The organism is Achromobacter mucicolens (assembly GCF_902859725.1).
In the GTDB taxonomy this organism is placed as follows: Bacteria; Pseudomonadota; Gammaproteobacteria; order Burkholderiales; family Burkholderiaceae_B; genus Achromobacter; species Achromobacter mucicolens.
This window is the reverse complement of the sequence record NZ_CADIJP010000007.1, coordinates 105467-126544: the sequence shown is the minus strand read 5'-3', so window position 1 is coordinate 126544 and position 21078 is coordinate 105467. Positions and strand designations below refer to the sequence as shown.

18 protein-coding genes are annotated in these 21078 nt (G+C 66.8%); 12 read left to right on the top strand and 6 right to left on the bottom strand.

The window, feature by feature from the left end; all coding sequences use genetic code 11:
* Window positions 1-57 precede the first annotated feature (57 nt).
* Window positions 58-615 (top strand): Lrp/AsnC family transcriptional regulator, encoded by a 558-nt coding sequence (locus HV786_RS10725; RefSeq protein WP_420809636.1) that lies wholly within the window; start codon window positions 58-60, stop codon window positions 613-615.
* 11 nt (window positions 616-626) lie between these two features.
* On the opposite strand, the gene HV786_RS10720 is transcribed toward HV786_RS10725, so the two are convergent.
* A complete protein-coding gene (locus tag HV786_RS10720) occupies window positions 627-1301 on the bottom strand; it encodes a DJ-1/PfpI family protein (protein WP_128828055.1) in 675 nt (224 codons plus the stop codon).
* Window positions 1302-1400: 99 nt separating this feature from the next.
* Here HV786_RS10720 and HV786_RS10715 point away from each other — a divergent pair, with 99 nt between their 5' ends.
* Window positions 1401-2288: a GlxA family transcriptional regulator gene (locus HV786_RS10715; RefSeq protein ID WP_175210797.1), complete on the top strand. Its 888-nt coding sequence runs from the start codon at window positions 1401-1403 to the stop codon at window positions 2286-2288.
* 616 nt (window positions 2289-2904) lie between these two features.
* On the opposite strand, the gene HV786_RS10710 is transcribed toward HV786_RS10715, so the two are convergent.
* The gene (locus HV786_RS10710; protein ID WP_128828052.1) at window positions 2905-3627 is read right to left on the bottom strand and encodes an SDR family NAD(P)-dependent oxidoreductase; all 723 of its coding nucleotides are present in this window, start codon (window positions 3625-3627) and stop codon (window positions 2905-2907) included.
* On the bottom strand, window positions 3624-4616 hold the full coding sequence (locus HV786_RS10705; RefSeq protein ID WP_128828051.1) for a Bug family tripartite tricarboxylate transporter substrate binding protein: 993 nt from the start codon (window positions 4614-4616) through the stop codon (window positions 3624-3626). The genes HV786_RS10710 and HV786_RS10705 overlap by 4 nt, the downstream gene beginning before the upstream one ends.
* Window positions 4617-4719: 103 nt before the next feature.
* Here HV786_RS10705 and HV786_RS10700 point away from each other — a divergent pair, with 103 nt between their 5' ends.
* The 7 genes from HV786_RS10700 to HV786_RS10670 all read left to right on the top strand — a co-directional run bounded on the left by HV786_RS10700 (window position 4720) and on the right by HV786_RS10670 (window position 12805).
* A complete protein-coding gene (locus HV786_RS10700) occupies window positions 4720-5760 on the top strand; it encodes a cyclase family protein (protein ID WP_128828049.1) in 1041 nt (346 codons plus the stop codon).
* A 3-nt stretch (window positions 5761-5763) separates the two neighbouring features.
* The gene (locus HV786_RS10695; protein ID WP_175210795.1) at window positions 5764-7368 is read left to right on the top strand and encodes an AMP-binding protein; all 1605 of its coding nucleotides are present in this window, start codon (window positions 5764-5766) and stop codon (window positions 7366-7368) included.
* A gap of 13 nt (window positions 7369-7381) precedes the next feature.
* Window positions 7382-8125, top strand: a complete 744-nt coding sequence (locus tag HV786_RS10690; protein ID WP_108696996.1) for a GntR family transcriptional regulator — start codon at window positions 7382-7384, stop codon at window positions 8123-8125.
* A gap of 175 nt (window positions 8126-8300) precedes the next feature.
* Window positions 8301-9542 carry an ABC transporter substrate-binding protein gene (locus HV786_RS10685; RefSeq protein ID WP_175210913.1) on the top strand — a complete coding sequence of 414 codons (1242 nt, stop codon included), beginning with the start codon at window positions 8301-8303 and terminating at the stop codon, window positions 9540-9542.
* 100 nt (window positions 9543-9642) lie between these two features.
* Complete coding sequence (locus HV786_RS10680) at window positions 9643-10863, top strand: hypothetical protein (RefSeq protein ID WP_128828047.1); 1221 nt, start codon at window positions 9643-9645, stop codon at window positions 10861-10863.
* Between the two features lie 49 nt (window positions 10864-10912).
* Window positions 10913-11350, top strand: coding sequence for an NUDIX hydrolase (locus HV786_RS10675; protein WP_128828046.1), 438 nt, complete (start codon window positions 10913-10915; stop codon window positions 11348-11350).
* A 60-nt stretch (window positions 11351-11410) separates the two neighbouring features.
* Complete coding sequence (locus tag HV786_RS10670) at window positions 11411-12805, top strand: GntP family permease (protein WP_062840816.1); 1395 nt, start codon at window positions 11411-11413, stop codon at window positions 12803-12805.
* On the opposite strand, the gene HV786_RS10665 is transcribed toward HV786_RS10670, so the two are convergent.
* On the bottom strand, window positions 12784-13695 hold the full coding sequence (locus HV786_RS10665) for a LysR family transcriptional regulator (RefSeq protein ID WP_128828044.1): 912 nt from the start codon (window positions 13693-13695) through the stop codon (window positions 12784-12786). The genes HV786_RS10670 and HV786_RS10665 overlap by 22 nt on opposite strands.
* Before the next feature lie 125 nt (window positions 13696-13820).
* Between HV786_RS10665 and HV786_RS10660 the strand changes: the two genes are divergently transcribed.
* Both HV786_RS10660 and HV786_RS10655 read left to right on the top strand, forming a co-directional pair.
* Complete coding sequence (locus HV786_RS10660) at window positions 13821-14564, top strand: SDR family oxidoreductase (protein ID WP_128828043.1); 744 nt, start codon at window positions 13821-13823, stop codon at window positions 14562-14564.
* Window positions 14565-14886: 322 nt separating this feature from the next.
* Window positions 14887-15771, top strand: a complete 885-nt coding sequence (locus HV786_RS10655; RefSeq protein WP_056316258.1) for a crotonase/enoyl-CoA hydratase family protein — start codon at window positions 14887-14889, stop codon at window positions 15769-15771.
* A 24-nt stretch (window positions 15772-15795) separates the two neighbouring features.
* Here the strand turns inward: HV786_RS10655 and pdeR are convergent, their stop codons facing one another.
* On the bottom strand, window positions 15796-17793 hold the full coding sequence (pdeR, locus tag HV786_RS10650) for a cyclic di-GMP phosphodiesterase (protein ID WP_128828042.1): 1998 nt from the start codon (window positions 17791-17793) through the stop codon (window positions 15796-15798).
* 289 nt (window positions 17794-18082) lie between these two features.
* Window positions 18083-19078, bottom strand: a complete 996-nt coding sequence (locus HV786_RS10645) for a Bug family tripartite tricarboxylate transporter substrate binding protein (RefSeq protein WP_128828041.1) — start codon at window positions 19076-19078, stop codon at window positions 18083-18085.
* A gap of 222 nt (window positions 19079-19300) precedes the next feature.
* Between HV786_RS10645 and HV786_RS10640 the strand changes: the two genes are divergently transcribed.
* The gene (locus tag HV786_RS10640; RefSeq protein WP_175210793.1) at window positions 19301-21076 is read left to right on the top strand and encodes an IlvD/Edd family dehydratase; all 1776 of its coding nucleotides are present in this window, start codon (window positions 19301-19303) and stop codon (window positions 21074-21076) included.
* The last annotated feature ends 2 nt before the right edge of the window (window positions 21077-21078 follow it).

Here is a 21078-nt window from a genome sequence, read left to right as displayed (position 1 = left end):
GACCGCGCTCCACCACAAGTTTTCAATGGCGAAATTCTAGAAAAAAGGGGCTGGCATGTGCTTGCCATTCTTGCCAACTTCGATACCATTCCTGGCACAACACACCACTCCAAACTCGAATTCCGTTCATCCATGCCAAAACGCCAACTTGACGCTTACGACCGCCGCATTCTGGAGGCATTGCAGAAGAACGGCCGGCTCACCAACGTGGAGCTCGCGGACCAGATCGGTCTGTCTCCGTCGCCCTGCCTGCGCCGCGTGCGGATGATGGAGGAAGCCGGCGTCATCCAGGGCTACGAAGCGCGCCTGGATCCGCACGAGGTCGGGCTGGGATTGACGGTGTTCGTGGGCGTGAAGGTCGAGCGCCACCACGAACGGGACGCCGAGATGTTCCGCAACGAGGTCAGCGCGCTACCGGAGGTGATCGCCGCGCACCTCGTGTCCGGCGAATCCGACTTTCTGTTGCAGGTCGTGGTGCCCGATCTGCGCGGGTATGAGCATTTCCTGCTGCATACCCTGCTGAAACTGCCGGGCGTCAAAGATATTCGCAGCAACTTCGCGATCCAGACGGTTAAGCCGCAAAGTCCCCTGCCGCTGGATCATCTGGGCCGATAAGGCTCGTCACCTCACGGCATGGCCGCCGCCGCCCGGTCCACCGCCGCGCTGCGCCGCTCGAAACGCGCCTGCGACATCGCCAGATAGCGCTCCACAATGGCCGGCTCGGACGTCTTGGGCGTGCCGCCCGGAAACGGCGGCTTCGGATCGTATTCGATCTGCAACTGGATCAGCTTGGCGACGTCCTCGCCGCATAGCGACGCCACCACCTTCAACCCCATGTCGATTCCCGACGTCACACCGCCGGCCGTGAACACATTGCCGTCCACACACAGGCGCTCGTCGCTTGGCGTAGCCCCGAAGCGGGCCAACAGTTCGCGCGCGCGCCAGTGGCTGGACGCACGCTTGCCCCGCAGCAGCCCGGCCGCGCCCAGCAGCAAGGAACCCGTGCAGATTCCGAACAGGTACTTGGCGCCCTGCCCTTGCCTGCGTGTGAAGTCCACCCACGCCGGATCGACGATGGCATCGTCCGTACCCGGCCCGCCCGGCACGACCAGCAGGTCGCAAGGCAGCGCCGAGTCGATCGTCTGCGTGGGCACGAAGCGCAGCCCCCGGTCGCACCGCACCGGCTCCATCGTTTTTGCGACAAAATCCACGGTGAAGCCCGGCGCGTTCGCCAGCACCTCGTACGGCCCAGTCATATCGAGCTGGGTCAGCCCTTCGAACAAGACGATATTTACTTGCATGACGTTGCTCCCATGAAAACGCCAGAGCCCAGCATAGGCGAACGCGCCACGCGCGGCGCGCCAGAATGCGCGCCAAATGCGCCAATCGCGCCACAACGCGTGATTTTCGTGCTGTACGACGGTTTCCAGCCGCTGGACCTGGCCGGACCGTGGCAGGCCTTCAGCTCGGCCAACGAAGAGGCGGGCCGCCCGTTGTACGCCCTGCACACGATCGCGGCGACGCCAATCGTCGCCACGTGGGAACAGGGGCTGCGCATGCAGGTCGACGGCACCTTCGAGGCCGACGGCGATGCGCCCATCGACATGCTGCTGGTGCCCGGGGGCCCCGGCGTAGACCGGGCCGCGGCGCACGGCGAAACGCGCGCCTGGCTGCGGCGGCGCGACGCCGGCACGCGCCGCACCAGCAGCGTCTGCACCGGCGCGTTCGTACTGGCGGCGGCCGGACTGCTGGACGGCCGCGCGGTCACCACGCACTGGCGCTCGGCCGACCGGCTGCGCCAGCTCTACCCCGGCCTGCGCGTCGACGACGACCGCATCTTCATCGAAAGCGGCAAATACTGGACGTCAGCGGGGGTCACGGCCGGCATCGACCTCGCGCTGGCGCTCATCGAGCGCGACTTCGGCGCCGCGCTGTCCCAACAGGTCGCGCGCCGCCTCGTCGTCTTCATGCGCCGCAACGGCGACCAGCGCCAATACAGCCAGACGCTGCGGCTGCAGGACCGCGTGGCCGCGCCGTTTCGCGAACTGGTCGAAAAAATGGAAGCGCGGCTATCGGCCCGCTGGTCGGTGGACGACATGGCAGACGCCTGCCAGATGTCGCGGCGCACCTTCCAACGCAAGTTCGCGGCCCACTTCGGCGTCGCACCCACCGAAGTCCTGCGACGCCTGCGCGAGGAGCGCGCAGGTGCCCTTGAGAGCGTCGGCAAGATGACAAGGAAGGCCGTCGAGCAACACGTGGGCCCGGTGCACAAGCGCCCCCGGCAGTAACGGCTAGGCAGCGTCAGATCGTCGTAGGCCGTCCGACGTTGCGGTCACCGTGGTCGGGGCAGCACCTCTGCGCGGCCGCCGATCGTCCGCCGCTGCCGGTGTCTGACACCCTTGGTAGATGAACTTGATATGAAGCCAATCTCACCAGGGTGTCAGACACCTAGGACAATTGCTGCCACCAGGGTGTCAAACACCAGGAGCAGAAGCAGCCACACGCGACGCGCCATCGCGACGACGCAAGACACCGCGTAAGCCCACGAAGGCCGCCCGCGCGGCCGCCCGGGGGCTGGCCCCGCAAGACCTTTCTCTCCCACCCAACTGTGTGCAAGAACCTCAAGAACCCAACTCCCCCCGCCGCCCGTAAAGATTCAACCATAGAGCCCGGTGTGGCGTGGGCCTGGGGTGGGCGGGGCGTTTAGATGCGCCCGGCGGAAACCGAAGGGAGCCGAAGGCGGACGAGGTTGTGCGCGGGGGGGGCCGCCTAGGCTAGTCCGGAGCGAAGGCTCCGGACCGCAATCGGAGCCCCGCCCGCCCCAGGCCCACGCCGCGCCGGGCGTCTAAAGAACCGAGCCCGTCACCAGCAACGGCAACATCAACGCCAAGCCCTATTCCCCAGTCACCCCACCAACCCCACCGACATCCCCCCACAAACATAAAGCACCTGCCCCGTCACAAACCCCGCACGCGGATCCAGGAACATCGACACGGTATGCGCCACCTCATCCGGCTGGCCGACCCGCCCCACGGGAATCGCCGCCTCCAGCGCCAGCGTCTTCGGCGCACCCGGCGGATTGGATTGATTGAACAGCTCAGTCGCCACGGGCCCAGGCGCCACGGTGTTCACAGTAATGCCATCGCCCGCCAGCTCCAGCGCCCAGGTCCGCGTCATGCCCGCCAGCCCGGCCTTGGACGCCCCGTACACCGACCGCCCGCCCTTGCCCAGCGCGGCCCGGCTGCCGATGTTCACCACGCGCCCGTACTTCGCCTGCCGCATACCCGGCAACAGCGCCTGCATCAGCAGGATCGGCGCGGTCAGGTTCAGCGCCATCGTGCGCGCCAGTTCCTCTTGCGTGATGTCCTCGATGTTGGCGACCTGGATCATCCCCGCGTTGTTGACCAGATGCAGCACCGGCTGCTGCGCGGCAAGCTCACGACCCGCGGCGATGGTCGCCGCCGCGTCGCACAGATCCACCGAGCGAAAAGTCTCGCCCGGAAGCAGTGTCTCGGGCGACGTACGGCTGAAATTAACGACGTGAAAGCCGTCTTCGATCAGCCGCGCGACGATGGCACGGCCGATTCCCCGGCTTGCGCCGGTGACGAGAGCGGTAGGTGGGTTCATTGCGCCTTGATTCCCTGGTCCTTGATGAGTCCGCCCCACTTCTTGCGTTCGGCGGATTCGAACGCGGCCAAATCCTTGCCGAACAGCGTGCCTGGCTTGGCGCCCATGGTGGCGAAATTGGCGGCGATGGCCGGCGTCGCCAAGCCGCTGCGGGCGGCAGCGATCAATTGCTCGACGACCGGGGCCGGCGTGTTGCGCGGTGCATACAGCGCAAACCATGCGGTGACATCGAACCCCGGCAATCCGGACTCGGCCACAGTCGGCAGGTTTGGCACCGACGGATCGCGCGCGGCCGACGTCACCGCCAACCCGCGCACCAGATTGCCGTCCTTGATCTGCGCCAACGCGCCCGGCAGGTTGTCGAACAGGAGATCCACCTGCCCGCCCGCCACCGCCGGCAGCGACGCCGAAGTGCCCTTGAATGGCACGTGCAGCATCGTCACCCCCGCCATCGCCTCGAAGTACGCGCCCGTCAGGTGCACCGACGAACCGATGCCGGGCGACGCATAGGTCAGCTTCTTGTCCGCGGACTGCTTGGCCGCCTTGATCACGTCCGCCACCGTCTTGTAGGGCGACTTCGCGCTGACGGCGATGACATTAGGCGTGGTGGACACCAGCGCGATCGGCACGAGGTCGCGCTCGGGATCGAACGGCATGTTGCCGTAGAGAAACTGGTTGATCGTCTGCGTGCCGATCGTGCCCAGCCCCAACGTGTAGCCGTCGGCCTTCGCCCGCGCGACGTAAGCCATGCCGATGTTGCCGCCCGCGCCCGGCTTGTTCTCGACCAGCACCGTCTGCTTCAGCCCAGGCTGCAGCGCGTTGGCGATGGCGCGGCCAAAGAGGTCCGCGCCCCCGCCCGGTGGGTACGGCACAACGACGGTCACGGGATGCTCGGGATAGCCCGCTGCGTGGGCTGCGGGTAGCGCCAGAACGGCCAGCGCGGCAAGGGCAATGCGCCATCCGGCGCGCGGCTGCGGCAAATGCGTCATGGTCTCGTCTCCAATCGAACCCGCTGATTGCGGATTTCTTTTTAAAGTACGTAAATACGTACTATATTCATAAGAACATAGAAAACCGACAGGAGACAAGCAGATGAAACGCTGGACGCAACGCCCCGAAGGTTCCACCTGGGGCGACTTCGGCCCCGACGACGAACTGGGCCGCCTGAACCTGCTGACCGAGGAAAAGGTGCTGCAGGCGGTGCGCGAAGTGCAAGCCGGCAAGGTCTTCTGCCTGTCGCTGCCGCTGGATCTGCCCGGCGGCAACGTGCTCAATCCGCGCCGCCACGCGCCCACCCTCAAGCCCACCTTCCGCGAGGGCACGCCTTATTTGAACTTCGCCATGTCGCAGGTGCAGCCCGAGGCGGTCGACGTGCTGTCGGACGATCAGGTCACCCTGTCCATGCAGTACTCCACGCAATGGGACGGCCTGTGCCACGTGGGCGCGATGTTCGACATCCAGGGAGACGGCCAGGCGCGCCGCGTCTACTACAACGGCTACGCAGCCGGGGTGGATGTGTTTGGCGGCGCGGATCCCGACAACTCGCAGGCGCCCTGCTGCCCGCCGGGCGGCTCCTTTGCGCGCAAGCTCAGCGTCAGCCGCTACGCCGAAAAAGGCATGCAGGGCCGCGGCGTGCTGGTCGATCTGGCGCGCGCGTTTGGCCCCGGCCGCACCCTCGTCGGCCATGACCGGCTCCAGGCTGCCATGCGCGAGCAGGACGCCGTGCCCGAGCCCGGCGACATGCTGGTGCTGCGGACCGGATTCGCGGAAGCCATCGTGGCCATGAATGGCCAGCCCGATCCGCACAAACTGGAGGAAACCGGCGCGGTGCTGGACGGGTCCGACCCCGCCCTGCTGGACTGGATCACGCAATCCGGCATCGCGGCCATCTGCGCCGACAACTACGCGGTGGAATCGTATCCGGCACGCACGTCCGGCCCCGGCCATTCCATTCTGCCGCTGCACCACCATTGCCTCTTCAAGCTGGGCGTGCCGCTGGCCGAACTGTGGTATCTGAAGGACCTGGCCGACTGGCTCCACGCAAACGGCCGCAGCCGGTTCCTGCTGACCGCCCCGCCGCTGCGCATGCCCGGCGCGGTGGGTTCGCCCGTGACGCCCATTGCCACGGTGTAAGCCATGCCCCTGCCGTACTCGACCTTCTCCGACCACCTGGATGCGCTGGCCGCCCGCAAGCCCGATGCCATTGCACTGATCGACCGCGACCAGCCGGTCAGCTTCGCAGACCTGCGCACGCGCAGCCTGGCGCTGGCGGCGGGCCTGTCCCGCATTGGCGTGCAGCCCGGCCACCGCGTCGCCGTCTGGCTGCCCAATTGCGCGGCCTGGGTCGAATCCTTTCTTGCGTGCGCCCACCTGGGCGCGCTGGTGCTGGCCGTCAACACGCGCTTCCGGTCGGTGGAGGTGGCCGACATCCTGGGGCGCGGCCGCGCCGACTGGCTGGTGTACTGGCCGGATTTCAAGGGCATCGACTTCCAGGGCATCCTGGATGGCGTGGCGCCGGTGGATGTGGATCAGTTGCAGGGCGCAGTCGCGCTGGCCGGGCCCGACGAACTCCCTCCGGCATCGCTTCACGGCAAACCGGTGCATCGGTACGACGCGCTGCTGGCCTGCGCCGACCCCGCACCCATCGCGCAAGCCAATGCCGGCGTGCTGTGCTTCACCACGTCCGGCACCACGTCCAAACCCAAGTTCGTCCTGCACGATCAAAAGACCTTGCTGCGGCACGGCGCGATGGTCGCGCAGGCGTTCGGCTATGACGACCGGGCCTGCGTCCTGGCCAGCGCGCCGTTCTGCGGCGCCTTCGGTTTTGCGACGCTGGCCGGCGGCTTGGCGCGCGGCGTGCCCGTCGTGTGCGCGCCCGTCTTCGATGCGGCCCAATCAGCGCAGGCCATTGCCCGCCACGCCGTCACCCACACCTACGCCAACAACGAGGCGCTGGTCGGCATGATGCAGGCCGCCGCGCCCGGCACGTTCTCGTCCGTGCAGCTGTTCGGCTTTGCCAGCTTCACGCCCGCGCTGGACAACATGCTGGACCTGGCCGGCGCGGCAGGTGTCCCGCTCACGGGCCTGTACGGTTCCAGCGAACTGATCGCGCTGGTGGCCGGCCAGCCCCGCGACCCCGCCGACGGCGACGTGTCCGCCCGCCACCAGCCCGGCGGCACGCTCATCTACCCCACCGCCCGCGTACGCGCCCGCGATCCCGAGAGCGGCCAGGTGCTGCCGCACGGGCAGTCCGGCGAAATCGAAATCCTGTCGCCCAGCCTGATGCAGGGCTACCTGGACAACCTGGACGCCACCCGCGCCGCCCTGACGGCCGACGGCTACTTCAAGACCGGCGATCTGGGCTATACGCTGACCGACCGCCAATTCGTGTTCCAGACCCGGATGGGCGACTCGCTGCGGCTCTCGGGCTTTCTGGTCAATCCGGTGGAGATCGAGCAGGTCGTCGAAACCCTGCCGGGCGTGCGCGCCTGCCAGGTAGTGGGCGCCACGCGCCACGGCAAGATCGTGCCCTACGCCTTCGTGCTGCTGCACGCGGGCGCCCAGGCCGACCCGGCCGGTTGGACCGCCGCGTGCAAGGCGGCGATGGCAGGTTTCAAGGCGCCCGCCGGGTTTACCGTGCTGGACGCCTTTCCGTCGGTCGAGAGCGCCAACTCGGTCAAGATCCAGAAGCACCGGCTGCGCGAGATGGCGGACGCTATGCTCTCGGGTTCCGCGTCATAACCATCCGCCCGCCATGCCCGCCCGCAAGCTTTTTTCGCGCAGTCCCCAGCCGCTTTATCTGCAGGCCGCCGCGCTCTTTCGCAGCCACATCCAGAACCGGACGTGGCGGCCCGGACAGCAGATTCCGCCGCTGGAATCGCTGATGGAAACCTACGGCATCTCGCGCGCAACCATCCGCCAGGCGTTCGGCCTGCTGGAAGAGGACGGCCTCATCCGGCGCTCGCGCGGGTCGGGCACCTTCGTGAACGCCGAGCTGCCGGAAACGCCCACGCTGCTCATTCCCAAGACCTGGGCCGAAACCGTCGAGCTGAGCAACCAGCTGGGCACCGTGTCGCTGGTCGAGTCCAACGCCGACTCCCCCCTGCCCGACACGCTGGGCATGCCGTGCGGCGCCGACCGCAGCGGCAGCTTCCAGTACCTGCGGCGCATCCACACGACCGATGCGGGCCCCTTCTGCTATAGCGAGGTCTTTCTGGACAGCGGCCTATTTCGCAAGCATCGCGCCCGCATCCAGAAAAGCACCGTGGCGCCGGTGCTGGACCAGTTCTACGGGGCGCGCATCTCCGAGGCGCGCCAGGTCCTGAACGTGATCGAGGCGGGCCAGGAGTCGGCCGAATCGCTGCAGATTCCCGTGTCCTCGCCGGTGGCCGAACTGCGCCGCTATGCCTGCATCGACGGCCGCGTGGTGTATTTCGCGCGGCTGGAATTTCCATTTCGCAAGGTGCGAATGGAATTCGACCTGCTCACCAACCGCTGACCAGCTCGCGGCCCCGCCCCAAGGAGACCATCGCCCACCCATCGCCCACCATTGCTGTCCGAATCACAAACACGGCGCCAGATCAATAAAACCAGGACACGCGCCCGCACTATCCGAAAAGAATCCGGCATACAGGGAGACAACCATGAAGCATGCCGACAAGACCCGGATTTCAATGCAGTGCCGCAGCAAGATCAACCAATTGTTCGCCGCAAGCGCTGCGGCGGCCATTGCCCTGGCGGCCACAGGCGCACACGCGCAATCGCCTGCGCCCGCCGTCTCTGACGACGTCGTGCGGCTGGGCCTGATCCTGGACATGAGCGGCGTCTATGCCGACGTGACCGGCAAGGGCAGCGCCACCGCCGCCGAGATGGCGATCGCCGATTTCGGCGGGACCGTGCTGGGCAAGAAGGTGGACCTGCTGGTGGTGGACCACCAGAACAAGGCCGACATCGCCGCGGCCAAGGCGCGCGAGTGGTACGACATCCAGAAGGTCGACGCCATCATGGACGTCGCCGGCTCCGCGCCCGCGCTGGCCGTGCTGGAAGTGGCGCGCGAAAAGAAGAAGATCGTCGTCTTCAGCGGACCGGGCACCGAGCGCATCACCAATGACCTGTGCTCGCCGTATTCCGTGCACTACACCTACGACACCTGGTCGCTCGCCAACACCACCGCGCGCGCCACCGTCGAGCAAGGCGGCAAGAGCTGGTACTTCCTGACGGCCGACTACGCATTCGGCCACACGCTGCAGGCCTCGGCCACCGACGTCGTGAAGGCCAACGGCGGCACGGTGCTGGGCGCTTCGCGCCATCCGCTGGGCTCCAGCGACTTTGCCTCGTACCTGTTGCAGGCGCAGGCCAGCAAGGCGCAGATCGTCGGGCTGGCCAACGCGGGCGGCGACACGGTCAACGCCATCAAGGCAGCCAGCGAATTCGGGCTGACCAAGGGCGGGCAGAAGATGGCGGGCCTGCTCCTGTACATCAACGACATCCACGCCATCGGCCTGGACGCCGCCGCGGGCCTGACGCTGACGGAAGCCTTCTACTGGGACATGAACGACCAGACCCGCGCCTGGTCGCAGCGCTATTACGACAAGCTCAAGAAGATGCCCAACATGAGCCAGGCGGGCACGTATTCGTCGGTGATGCACTACCTGAAAGCCGTGCAGGCGGCGGGCACCGACGAGCCCACTGCCGTCATGAAGCAGATGAAGGCCACCCCCATCAACGACTTCTTCGCCACCAACGGCCGCATCCGCGAAGACGGCCGCATGGTCCACGACATGTACCTGTTCGAGGTGAAAAAGCCGTCGGAATCCAAGCGGCCGTGGGACTACTACAAGCTGGTGGCCACGCTGCCCGGCGACCAGGCCTTCATGCCGCTGTCCCGGTCGACTTGCCCGCTGGTCAAGAAGTAAAGCGTTGGGCGTTCCCGCGGCGGGCGGACGCGGCTGATGGCATCAGCGGCGGGTAACGCCCGCCGCGTTATCCTTGCGGCTTTGCCTTCGCCGCTCCGACATGCCACAACGCGCAGCCCGAATCATCGAGGGAAAGATTGACCAGATCCGGCTCGCAACGCCAGTCCGGCGAAACGATGCCTTCCTGCGGATCGGCGCGGAAACCATCTGGGGTCCCGGGCTGGACCCATCGCACATCGCCCAGCTGCGCGCCTTCCACGACAAAGGCACGGCCGTGCGCATTGGCGTGCTGGAGGCCCAGCATGGCCTGAACCGATTCTGTTGGGCCGTGCCGGCGCAGGGCGATCCCATTGCCCCGCTTACCTACCAGACCGCGCAACGGCGTAGCGGGCGCGAGGCCGCGATCTGCGGCGCCGTGGGCGTGACCGCGCTGGGTGCTGCGTGGCTATCCGGGATCGCGACGCTGCCGCGCGTATTCCTGATGGTGTTCGCGCTGGTGATCGCGTTGATGGGGCTGGTACTTGCCGCGAATGCCTTGCATGTCCTCTGGCACAACCACCGCGAGCGGCCACGCATTCTCGCCAGCGAGGCGCAGTTCGATCCCGCCCGGCGGCCAGCGGCCATGGCGGCCGCTTCAGCCGCGCCAGCCTCCCCGCGTCCCCGGCAGGAACCGGCCGCGCTGATGCAGGATGGCGATCCGCCCCTGCTCCTGATCCGGGGGCAGCTCGACGGGATCACGCATGAAACGCGGCATGTGCACAAAGGCCCGACCTACGGCCACTATCGCTTTTCCATCCAGGGCCGCCCGTTCCTGATGACGGTCGATGAATCGCTGGGAAGCTGGCAGCCGTTCCTGGCGCAGGACGATGCCGTTGAAATGGCCGTCAACGCCCAGCCGGTTCCGGGCGAACCGCATGCGGTGTATGCGCTGCGCAATCTGGAGGACGGGCGCGCCTACATGTGTCATCTGCGATTCCGCGCCATTCCCGGCCGCGACACGCCGGTCGGCGTCGGCATGAACCAGCGAGCGCCCCTGCTCAAGGCCATCGGCAGCCTGATGCTTGCGGTCTGGCTGTTTCTGATTGGCCTGACCTGGTTCATGGACGCCGACGCGCTACAGGGAGATTTTCCGGAACTCGCGCTCTTCATCCTGGGGATGTTCCTGCTGGTATGGCTGTGCTTTGCGCTGCCGCTTCTGTGGCTCGACATGCGGTGGCGCATGGGCAGGCCGACACGGCGCCAGCGCATCACCGAACGCATCTACGCGCTGCTCGGTCTGGGCACGCCGTTCGCCCCCAGCCAACGCATCGAAGAGGTGTGAACAGACCGGCGTATCCTTGCCGCATGCCTGACTGCCGCTGGAGACCCGCATGACCCAACCCGCCCCGCGCCCCATCGCCGCCACCATCGCCGCCGTCGTGCGCGACGGCCACGTGCTGCTGGTGCGCCGCGCCAATCCGCCCGATCAGGACCGCTGGGCGTTTCCGGGCGGCAAGATCGATGCCGGCGAACGCCTTCCCGATGCGGCCGCGCGAGAGTTGCTGGAAGAGACCGGCGTCACGGCCGAGCCGCTGCACGTCTTCGACGCCGTCGACGTATTCGACCGCGACGACGCAGGCGCCCTGCGCCGCCACTTCATCCTGATCGCGGTGCTGTGCCGCTGGGTGTCTGGCGAACCGGTCGCCGGCGACGATGCCCGCGACGCGCGCTGGGTGTCCCTGGACGACCTGGACGCCCACGCGCTGGCCACCAGCTTCGGCGTGGCGGAACTGGCGCACAAGGCGGCGGCGTTGATGGCAGCGCGCTGACTGCCCGATACGTTAAGGTGTAGCCCCACACCCCTTGTCTCTTCATTCCTGGAGTACCGAATGACCGGATTGTTCATCGTGGTGGCGGCGCTGGCGTTCTTGATGCTGGCGGCGTATCGAGGCTATAGCGTCATCCTTTGCGCGCCCATTGCGGCGATGGGCGCGGTGCTGCTGACGGACCCGTCGGCGCTGGCGCCCGTGTTCTCGGGCATCTTCATGGAGCGCATGGCGGGCTTTGCCAAGCTCTACTTCCCCGTGTTTCTCCTTGGGGCCGTGTTCGGCAAGCTGATCGAGCTATCGGGCTTTTCGCGCGCCATCGTGCAGGCGGTGCTGCGGCTGATCGGAGCCGAGCGCGCCATCGTGGCCATCGTGCTGGTCTGCGCGGTACTCACATACGGCGGCGTGTCGCTGTTCGTGGTGGTGTTCGCGGTATACCCGTTTGCCGCCGAGATGTTCCGCCAGGGCGGCATCCCCAAGCGTCTGATGCCGGGCGCGATTGCGCTGGGCGCCTTCACGTTCACCATGACGGCGCTGCCGGGCACGCCGCAGATCCAGAACATCATTCCGACGACCTTCTTCGAGACCACGACCTGGGCCGCGCCCTGGCTGGGCCTCATCGGCGCCACGTTCACGCTGACCGCGGGCATCGCCTACCTGGAATGGCGCCGCAAGCGCGCCGCCGCGGCCGGCGAGACCTACGGCACGGACCTGCGCAACGAACCCGCCACGCCCCCCGCCGAACGCAATCATCATCCGCTGATCGCGCTGCTGCCGCTGGTCGTGGTGGGTGTGATGAACTTTCTGCTGACGCGCTGGATCCCGGGCTGGTATCCCGCCGGCTCCGAAGTGAACCTGCCCGGCCTGCCCAAGCCCCTGCCCGTCAACGCGGATGAACAGGTGGCGCTGTGGGCCGTAATGGGTGCGCTGATCGCGGGCATCGTCACCATCCTGCTGTTCTCGTTTCGCGCCATCAAGTCGCATTTTGCCGAGGGCAGCAAGAGCGCCGTGTCGGGCGCGCTGCTGGCCTCGATGAACACCGCGGCCGAGTATGGGTTCGGCGGCGTCATCGCCGCGCTGCCGGGCTTTCTGCTGGTGGCGCAGGCCCTGAAAGCCATTCCCGATCCGCTGGTGGGCGAAGCCGTGGCGGTGACGACGCTGGCCGGCATCACGGGATCGGCCTCCGGCGGCATGAGCATCGCGCTGGCCGCGATGTCGCAGACCTTCATCGACGGCGCGCTGGCGGCCGGCATTCCCATGGAAGTGCTGCACCGGGTCGCTGCGATGGCGAGCGGCGGCATGGACACGCTGCCGCACAATGGCGCGGTCATCACGCTGCTGGCGGTCACGGGCCTGACGCACCGCCAGTCCTATGGCGACATCTTCGCCATCACCCTGATATCGACGCTGTCGGTGTTCCTGGTGATCGGCGTGTTCTACCTGACCGGCATCGTCTGATCGAAGGCGGCGGCAAACACGCCCGCCAGCCACTGCGTGAACACGCGCACCCGCGCCGGCACCTGCCGGTTCTGCGGCGTCAACACCGACACCGGCATCGGGGCGGGCGGCGCGTGGGGCAGCACGATCTTCAAGTGCCCCGCCGCCAGTTCGCGTTCCACGCGATAGCGCGGCACCTGCACCATTCCCAGGCCCGCCAATGCCGCGCTGGTGTAAAGCTCGGCGCCGCTCACGCTGACAACCGCGCGCGGGCGCACCTGCACGATGCGCCCATCGATCCAAAAATCCAGCGGCGCCGCGCGGCCCGTGGCGCTGGACACGTAGTCCACGGCCAGGTGCTTTTCCAGCGCCTGCACGCTGTCCGGCATGCCATGTCGAGCCAGGTACGCGGGACTGGCCACCGTCACCTGCGGCATCTGCGCGATCGTGCGACCGACAAGCGTCGAATCCTGCAGCACGCCCGCCCGCAGCACGCAGTCCACGCCTTCGCGCACCAGATCCACCAGCCGGTCGTCTTCGCCCAAATGCAGGGCAATGTCGGGATAGCGCTTCAGAAAGTCCGGCAGGCCGGGCATCACGAAAAAGCGGGCAAGCGTGCCCTGCGCATTGACCCGGAGCAGCCCCTTGGGAGCCGTATCCAGGAACGCCCCATCGGCCTCCTCCAGGTCGGCCAGCAGCCGCACGCACCGCCGGTAGTGGGCCTCGCCGTCGTGCGTCAGCCGCACCTGGCGCGTGGTGCGCTCGAGCAGGCGCGCGCCCAACCGGGCTTCCATGCGCTTGATCAGGTTGGTCACCGTGGCGCGCGGAATGCGCAGGTCATCGGAGGCCTTGGTAAAACTGCCGCGCTCCGCAATGCGCACGAATACCTGCATTTCCTGGAATCGATCCATGCCTTTGGCTACCTGCCACGCAGGCCTATTGTTAAAGCAAATGAAATTATCTTAGCAAACGCAGGCTAATTATCTTTCGAACGGAATAGTCGATCATACGCCTCACCCCTTCACGGAGAGATCCCATGACCGACCAAGCTTCCCAGCGTGTTGCCCTCGTCACGGGCGGATCGCGCGGCATCGGCGCCGCCATCGTGCGCCGCCTGGCCAATGACGGCTTTGCCGTCGCCATCAACTATTCGTCCGGCGCGGCAGACGCCGACGCCCTGGCCGCCGACATCCGCCAGGCCGGGGGCCGCGCCCTCGCGGTGCGTGCAGACGTCTCCAAGCCGGATGCGGTGCGCGCGATGTTCGATGCCGTCACGGCCGAATTCGGCCGCCTGGACGTGCTGGTCAACAGCGCGGGCGTGCTGCAGGTGCAGCCGCTGGCGGACACCAGCGACGATCTGTACGACCGGACGTTCGACATCAACACCCGCGGCACCTTCAACACCCTGCGCGAGGCCGCCGCCCGCCTTGCCGATGGCGGCAGCATCGTCAATGTGTCCAGCACCACCGTCGCGCTCAACCTGCCCGGCTACTCGGTCTACATCGCCAGCAAGGCCGCCGTCGAAAGCCTGACGCAGGTCTTTGCCAAGGAACTGCGCGGCCGCCAGATCAGGGTGAATGCCGTCGCCCCCGGCCCCGTCGCCACCGAGCTGTTCTTCAAGGGCAAGAGCCCCGAGCTGATCGAGCACTACGCCAAGATGCCGCCGCTGGAACGCCTGGGCCAACCGGATGACATCGCGGGCATCGTCTCGTTCCTGGCGGGACCGGACAGCGGGTGGGTAAATGGGCAGATCGTGCGCGCCAATGGCGGCGTGGCCTGAAAATTTTTCGTCAGCGCCGGCGCCTTCCTGCGGCGCGCTCTCATCCCAACGCACGAGCCCGGCCAGTCGGCCGGGCTTTTCTTTCACGGCGCTGAACGCCGCATATTTGCTGCTGTCCTCATCCGTTCTACCCATGCGCGCCTCGGCCGATGGACCGAGGGGCCGTTGCGGGTTTTGAAATTTTCCGATCGCGCGCTCGGGACTTTGCATTACGGAAAAGTCTGGCCAGTCGGACGAGGTTTGCATGAGACGGAGTGCCTAAGCCGTGGTTTAGCCTGACCCGGCAGTACTCCGACTCACCTTGATCGATTGGACGAAAGCAATGAATCAACTCATTCATCCGGACTGCCACCCCTTTACCGCCGCAGGCAATCTGAAGCAGATCTCCGCGTATTACGAGGAAGGTCGCCGTGTCATGTGGATGATGCTGCGCGCGCAACCGCGCCCGTGCTTTAACCATGAACTCATCGACGAGATCATGACCCTGGCGCGCGCCGCCAAGGATTCCGGCCTGCCCATCGACTTCTGGGTCACCGGTTCGCTGGTGCCCCAGATCTACAACGTTGGCGGCGACCTGAACTTTTTCGCCGAGGCCATCCGCACCGGCAAGCGCGAAGCGCTGCGCGCCTATGCCCGCGCCTGCGTGGACTGCGTGCATGCCGCCACGCGCGGTTTCGATACCGGCGCCATTTCGCTGGCGATGATCGAAGGCACCGCGCTGGGCGGCGGCTTCGAGGCCGCGCTGGCCCACCACTTCGTGCTGGCGCAGAACAATGCGCGCATGGGCTTTCCCGAAATGGCGTTCAACCTGTTTCCCGGCATGGGCGGCTATTCGCTGGTCGCGCGCCGCTCGGGCATGAAGCTGGCCGAAGAGCTGATCGGCACCGGTGAATCGCACACCGCCGAGTGGTATCACGGCCGCGGCCTGGTGGACGTGCTGTTCGAGCCGGGCGATGCCTACAAGGCCACCCGCACCTTCATCGACGTGATGCGGCCCAAGCTCAACGGCATGCGCGCGATGCTGCGCGCCCGCCAGCGCGTGCTGAGCCTGTCGCGTTCCGAACTGATGGATATCACCGAGGATTGGGTCGAGGCGGCCTTCTCCATCGATCCGAAGGACCGCGCCTACATGGAACGGCTGGTGATGGCGCAGAACCGCCGCACGGCAGGCAGCTCAGAGGCCACCGAAGTGGCCACCATGCACTGATCCGGCGGCGCGCCGCCGGTTGCGTCACGCAATGAGATGCAGCCGGCGGCGTTGCGCCAGCCAGGCGGTGAACTCTTCCGCCGGCATGGGCTTGGCGTACAGATAGCCCTGCTTGGCGTCCACGCCCAGGGTGTCCAGGAAGACCGTTTCTTCCTGGGTCTCCACGCCCTCGGCGATGACCTTGAGCTCCAGCGTGCGCGCCACGGCGACGATGGCGCGCGCCAACGCCTGCGACACCGGATTCTCGTTGACGCCGCGCACGAAGCTGGCGTCGAGCTTGATCGCGTCCAGCGGAATGCGCGCCAGCTGCGACAGCGACGAATAGCCCGTGCCAAAGTCGTCCAGGTGCACGCGCGCGCCCAGTTGCCGGAACTGCTTGATGAGTTCGATGGCCGCGTCTTCATCGTCGATCAGGCAGCTTTCCGTCAGTTCGATATCGAGAAGGCAGGGATTGAGGCTGGCGTCGTTGATGGCCCGCATGAATTCGCTGACCACGCCCTTGTCGTCCAGTTGGCGGGCCGACATGTTGATGGCGATGCGCAGGTTCAGGCCGTCGCGCTTCCAGGCCGCCGCCTGCCGCGCAGCTTCGCGCATCACCCAGACACCCAGCGGCGAGATGAGGCCCGACTCCTCGGCATACGGGATGAAGGTGTCGGGTCCGACCATGCCGCGCTCCGGAGAGCGCCAGCGCACCAGCGCTTCCACGCCGTCCACCTCGCCGGTGCGGCCCACCAGCTTGGGCTGGTAGTACAGCATCAGATGATTCTCGGCCAGCGCCTTGCGCAGATTGGTGTCCAGCCACACGTAGTCCGCGTTGCGACGGTCCATGTCGGGCTGGAACACACGGTACGTATGGCGGCCCGCTTCCTTGGCCACATACATGGCGATGTCGGCGCTGCGCACCACGCTGTCCAGGTCGGCCCCGTGGTCGGGATACATGGCGATGCCGATGGAGCAACTGGTGTAGACCTCGATGAGGCCCTGGCGGAAGGGCTCGCGCAGCCGGTCGATGATGCGCTGCGCGGTGGCCTCCAGCTGCCAGGCCTGCGCCTCTTCCTGCAGCACGATGAATTCGTCGCCGCCCAGGCGGGCCAGCGTCTGGCCATCGGAAAGGCAGTTCGAGATGGCGACGGCCACGGCTTTCAACAGCCGGTCGCCGAAGCCGTGCCCGTAGTGGTCGTTGATGCGCTTGAAGTTGTCCAGGTCCAGGAACAGCACCCCGCCCCGCCCTTCCCGGCCGGCGTCCAGCGCTGCCTTCAGCCGCGACGTAATCGCGTGCCGGTTGGGCAGGTTGGTCAGCATGTCGGTGTTGGCAAGCACACGCAGGCGCTCCTGCGCCTGGCGTTCCTCGGTGATGTCGGTGCCCGAGCAGATCAGGTAGACGCGCTTTTCGCCGCTGCCGCTGGTGACGAACTTGTTGCGGAACAGAAAGAGGCGCGGCCCCTTGACCGTGTTGATCGTGCGCTCGACCTCATACGACTGTCCGCGCTTGTAGAACTCGGCAATATTGCGGCGCGAGGCGATGGCTTCTTCGCGCGTCATGAACATCTCGAAGACGCTGCGGCCCACGATGTCCTGTTCGCGCTTGCCGGTGTATTCCTCGCTGAGCTTGTTGAAGCGCTGCACGCGGCCGTTCTGGTCGACGATGACGATGACCGAATTGGCTTCGGACACCACCGTTTCGGCGAACGACAGGCCTTCTACGAGGTCCTTGGCGACGGATTCGGTATCGGTGTGGGCCGAGGCGGTGCCGGCCCATTCGTTCGGGTTGATCTTGCGGCCGACCAGGTGCAGGTGCAGCAGATCGCCGTACAGCATGATGTCGATGCGCACGCTGGACGTGATGCCGGTCAGGCTGCGCACGGCCTCGGCCTGATCCGGGCGCAAGGCCATGGCGATGTTGGTCGCGCCTTTGACTGCGGCGAGTTCAATCGCATCGCTATCGGCGGACAACCGCCAATATGGGCTCTGCGTACCGAAATGCGTGTGCAGGATCGACTTTTCGTCCTGGTTCTCAGTCATTGGTATCCCCCCGCCGTCCTAAGGCCCGCGAAACACATTACGGGCTACTGAATTTGGGGTCAACCACCTTTGCGGCGGTGCAAACCTGTTTATTGCGATTTATTGCATAGCCATTCCCGCAGCTTTGCAATTGTCTGAAATATAGGTGTTTCCCCGGCGTAGCCGTCGTGCGACGGGAATCGATTATTTCGGTTCCTTTCAATAGCCGCAAAAACGACAACGCCGGAAACCCTTGGCGGATTTCCGGCGCATGGCGGCGATGGCGCGCAAGGCACCCGCGGCAATGGGCTTATTCGCCCTTCACACCCGCCTCATCGATGACCTTGGTCCAGCGCGCCACTTCGGCCGACACGCGCGCGCCGGCGTCGGCGGGCGTGGTCCACGTGGCGATCGCGCCCTGATTCAGGAGCGACGCCTTCACTTCGGGCTTGGCCAGGATCTTCTTGAGCTCGGCATTCAGGCGCTCGATGACCGGCGCCGGCGTGTTGGCCGGCGCCACGATGCCGAACATCGAGCTGACCTCGAAGTCCTTCAGGCCGGCCTCGGCGGCGGTGGGCACGTCGGGCAGCGCATCGACGCGCTGCGGCGAGGTCACCGCCAGGGCGCGCAGCTTGCCCGCCTTGATGTTGGCCTGCGCCGCAGGCACCGTCTCGATCATGCTCAACACCTGTCCGCCCATCAGGTCGGTCATGGCCGGGCCGCTGCCCTTGTAAGGCACGTGCAGGATGTCGGCGCCCGCCGCGCGCTTGAACATTTCGCCGGCCAGATGCTGAGGCGAGCCGTTGCCGGCCGAGGCCATGGTCAGGTAGCCGGGCTTGGACTTGGCCAGCGCGATGAATTCGGGCAGCGTCTTGGCCTGCACCGACGGGTTCACCACGAACACCAGCGGCACGGTGCCGACGATGGACACCGGCGCGAAGCTCTTTTCCACGTCGTACGTGACGCGGCCACGGTAGAGCGCGGCATTGATGGAGTGGCTGGTCAGCGCGCCCATCAGCAACGTGTAGCCGTCGGGCTGGGCCTTGGCGACCTGGTCCGCGCCGATGTTGCCGGCAGCGCCAGCGCGGTTTTCCACCACCACGGTCTGGCCCAGCGCGCCCGTCAATTCCTGCGCGAGCACGCGGCCGATCACGTCGGTGGCGCCTCCGGGCGGATAAGGCACGATCATGCGGATCGGCTTGTCCGGATAGGCGTCGGCGGCATGCGCCGGGGCGGAAAGGCCGGCGCACAGGGCCAGCAGGGAAAACAGCACGGCGCGGCGCGGCCGCAGACGCAGGTCTGACATAGGGTCTCTCCAAGCCGGGATGGGTATAGGAATGAACGGACGCCCGGTTCGTCAACCGCGCCAGTGTAGGGGTCCGTGCTTGATTGAAGAATCGCCATTTTTCTATCGACTGATCTTCATTTCAGATCAATAGAGGGCATCTGCACAAACCGCTTGCGAGCGTTGCAAGGGGCTGGATATGATGACGCCGCAGGATTATCAATAATATTATCGGGACTGAAAATGACGGACGAGACCAAGGGCGGCAAGCCCGGCAAGGGCCCCTTTGACAGCGACAGCGCCACCGCGCAAGGCGTCGCCCGCGGGCTGACCAATTACGGCGACAAGGGTTTTTCGCTGTTCCTGCGCAAGGCCTTCATCAAGGGCGCCGGCCTGTCGGACGATGCCCTGGCGCGTCCCATCATCGGTATCGTCAACACCGGCAGCAGCTACAACCCCTGCCACGGCAACGCCCCGCAGCTCATCGAGGCCGTCAAGCGCGGCGTCATGCTGGCCGGCGGCCTGCCGATGGACTTTCCCACCATCTCGGTGCACGAAAGCTTCTCGCAGCCCACCAGCATGTACCTGCGCAACCTCATGTCCATGGACACCGAGGAGATGATCCGCGCGCAGCCGATGGACGCCGTCGTGCTGATCGGCGGCTGCGACAAGACCGTGCCCGCGCAACTGATGGGCGCCGCCTCGGCCGGCGTGCCCGCCATCCAGCTGGTCACCGGGTCGATGCTGACCGGCTCGCACCGCGGCGAGCGCGTCGGCGCCTGCACCGACTGCCGCCGCTACTGGGGCCGCTACCGCGCCGAGGAAATCGACGCCGTCGAGATCGCCGACGTGAACAACCAGCTCGTCGCCAGCGTGGGCACCTGTTCCGTCATGGGCACGGCCAGCACGATGGCCTGCATCACCGAAGCGCTGGGCATGATGGTGTCCGGCGGCGCCTCGGCCCCGGCCGTCACCGCCGACCGCGTGCGCGTGGCCGAGCACACCGGCGCCACCGCCGTCGCCATGGCGGCTTCGCGCCTGACCCCGGACCGCATCCTGACCGGCAAGTCCATCGAAAACGCGCTGCGCGTGCTGCTCGCCATCGGCGGGTCGACCAACGGCATCGTCCACCTGACCGCCATCGCAGGCCGCCTGGGCATCGACATCGACCTGGCCGGCCTGGACCGCATCAGCCGCGAGACGCCCGTGCTGGTCGACCTGAAGCCGTCGGGCCAGCACTACATGGAAGACTTCCACGACGCGGGCGGCATGCCCGCCCTGCTGCGCGAGCTGCGTCCCTTCCTGCATCTGGACGTGCTCACCGTGTCCGGCCGCACGCTGGGCGAAGAGCTGGACAATGCGCCCCCGCCCTTCAAGCAGGACGTCATCCGCACGGCCGCCGCGCCCATCTATCCGGTGGGCGGCCTGGCCGTGCTGCGCGGCAACCTGGCGCCCGGCGGCGCCATCATCAAGCAGTCGGCGGCCAATCCGCAACTGATGGAGCACGAAGGCCGCGCGGTGGTGTTCGAAGACGCCGAGGACATGGCGCGCCGCATCGACGACGACGCGCTGGACGTGACCGCCGACGACATCCTGGTGCTCAAGCGCATCGGCCCCACTGGCGCGCCGGGCATGCCCGAAGCCGGCTACATGCCCATCCCGAAGAAACTGGCGCGCGCCGGCGTCAAGGACATGGTCCGGATCTCGGACGGCCGCATGAGCGGCACCGCGGCCGGCACCATCGTGCTGCACGTGACGCCGGAATCCGCCATCGGCGGTCCGCTGGCCTATGTGCAGACCGGCGACCGCATCCGCCTGTCGGTGGCCCGGCGCGAAATCGCGCTGCTGGTCGACGACGCCGAGCTGGCGCGCCGCGCCGCCGCACAGCCCATCACGCGGCCGGCCGCCGACCGCGGCTACCGCAAGCTCTTCCTGCAGTCCGTGACCCAGGCCGACCAGGGCGTCGACTTCGACTTCCTGCGCGCCGGCGTCACGCACGACACGGTGCCCAAGAAGTAAAC

What these genes read in the sequence shown, in the direction of transcription:
- HV786_RS10655 (WP_056316258.1), top strand. Translation starts at nt 14,887, where the DNA reads ATGAATCAACTCATTCATCCGGACTGCCACCCCTTTACCGCCGCAGGC.
- HV786_RS10675 (WP_128828046.1), top strand. Translation starts at nt 10,913, where the DNA reads ATGACCCAACCCGCCCCGCGCCCCATCGCCGCCACCATCGCCGCCGTC.
- HV786_RS10705 (WP_128828051.1), bottom strand. Translation starts at nt 4,616, where the DNA reads ATGACGCATTTGCCGCAGCCGCGCGCCGGATGGCGCATTGCCCTTGCC.
- HV786_RS10710 (WP_128828052.1), bottom strand. Translation starts at nt 3,627, where the DNA reads ATGAACCCACCTACCGCTCTCGTCACCGGCGCAAGCCGGGGAATCGGC.
- HV786_RS10680 (WP_128828047.1), top strand. Translation starts at nt 9,643, where the DNA reads ATGCCACAACGCGCAGCCCGAATCATCGAGGGAAAGATTGACCAGATC.
- HV786_RS10695 (WP_175210795.1), top strand. Translation starts at nt 5,764, where the DNA reads ATGCCCCTGCCGTACTCGACCTTCTCCGACCACCTGGATGCGCTGGCC.
- pdeR (WP_128828042.1), bottom strand. Translation starts at nt 17,793, where the DNA reads ATGACTGAGAACCAGGACGAAAAGTCGATCCTGCACACGCATTTCGGT.
- HV786_RS10660 (WP_128828043.1), top strand. Translation starts at nt 13,821, where the DNA reads ATGACCGACCAAGCTTCCCAGCGTGTTGCCCTCGTCACGGGCGGATCG.
- HV786_RS10720 (WP_128828055.1), bottom strand. Translation starts at nt 1,301, where the DNA reads ATGCAAGTAAATATCGTCTTGTTCGAAGGGCTGACCCAGCTCGATATG.
- HV786_RS10670 (WP_062840816.1), top strand. Translation starts at nt 11,411, where the DNA reads ATGACCGGATTGTTCATCGTGGTGGCGGCGCTGGCGTTCTTGATGCTG.
- HV786_RS10700 (WP_128828049.1), top strand. Translation starts at nt 4,720, where the DNA reads ATGAAACGCTGGACGCAACGCCCCGAAGGTTCCACCTGGGGCGACTTC.
- HV786_RS10690 (WP_108696996.1), top strand. Translation starts at nt 7,382, where the DNA reads ATGCCCGCCCGCAAGCTTTTTTCGCGCAGTCCCCAGCCGCTTTATCTG.
- HV786_RS10685 (WP_175210913.1), top strand. Translation starts at nt 8,301, where the DNA reads ATGCAGTGCCGCAGCAAGATCAACCAATTGTTCGCCGCAAGCGCTGCG.
- HV786_RS10665 (WP_128828044.1), bottom strand. Translation starts at nt 13,695, where the DNA reads ATGGATCGATTCCAGGAAATGCAGGTATTCGTGCGCATTGCGGAGCGC.
- HV786_RS10640 (WP_175210793.1), top strand. Translation starts at nt 19,301, where the DNA reads ATGACGGACGAGACCAAGGGCGGCAAGCCCGGCAAGGGCCCCTTTGAC.
- HV786_RS10645 (WP_128828041.1), bottom strand. Translation starts at nt 19,078, where the DNA reads ATGTCAGACCTGCGTCTGCGGCCGCGCCGCGCCGTGCTGTTTTCCCTG.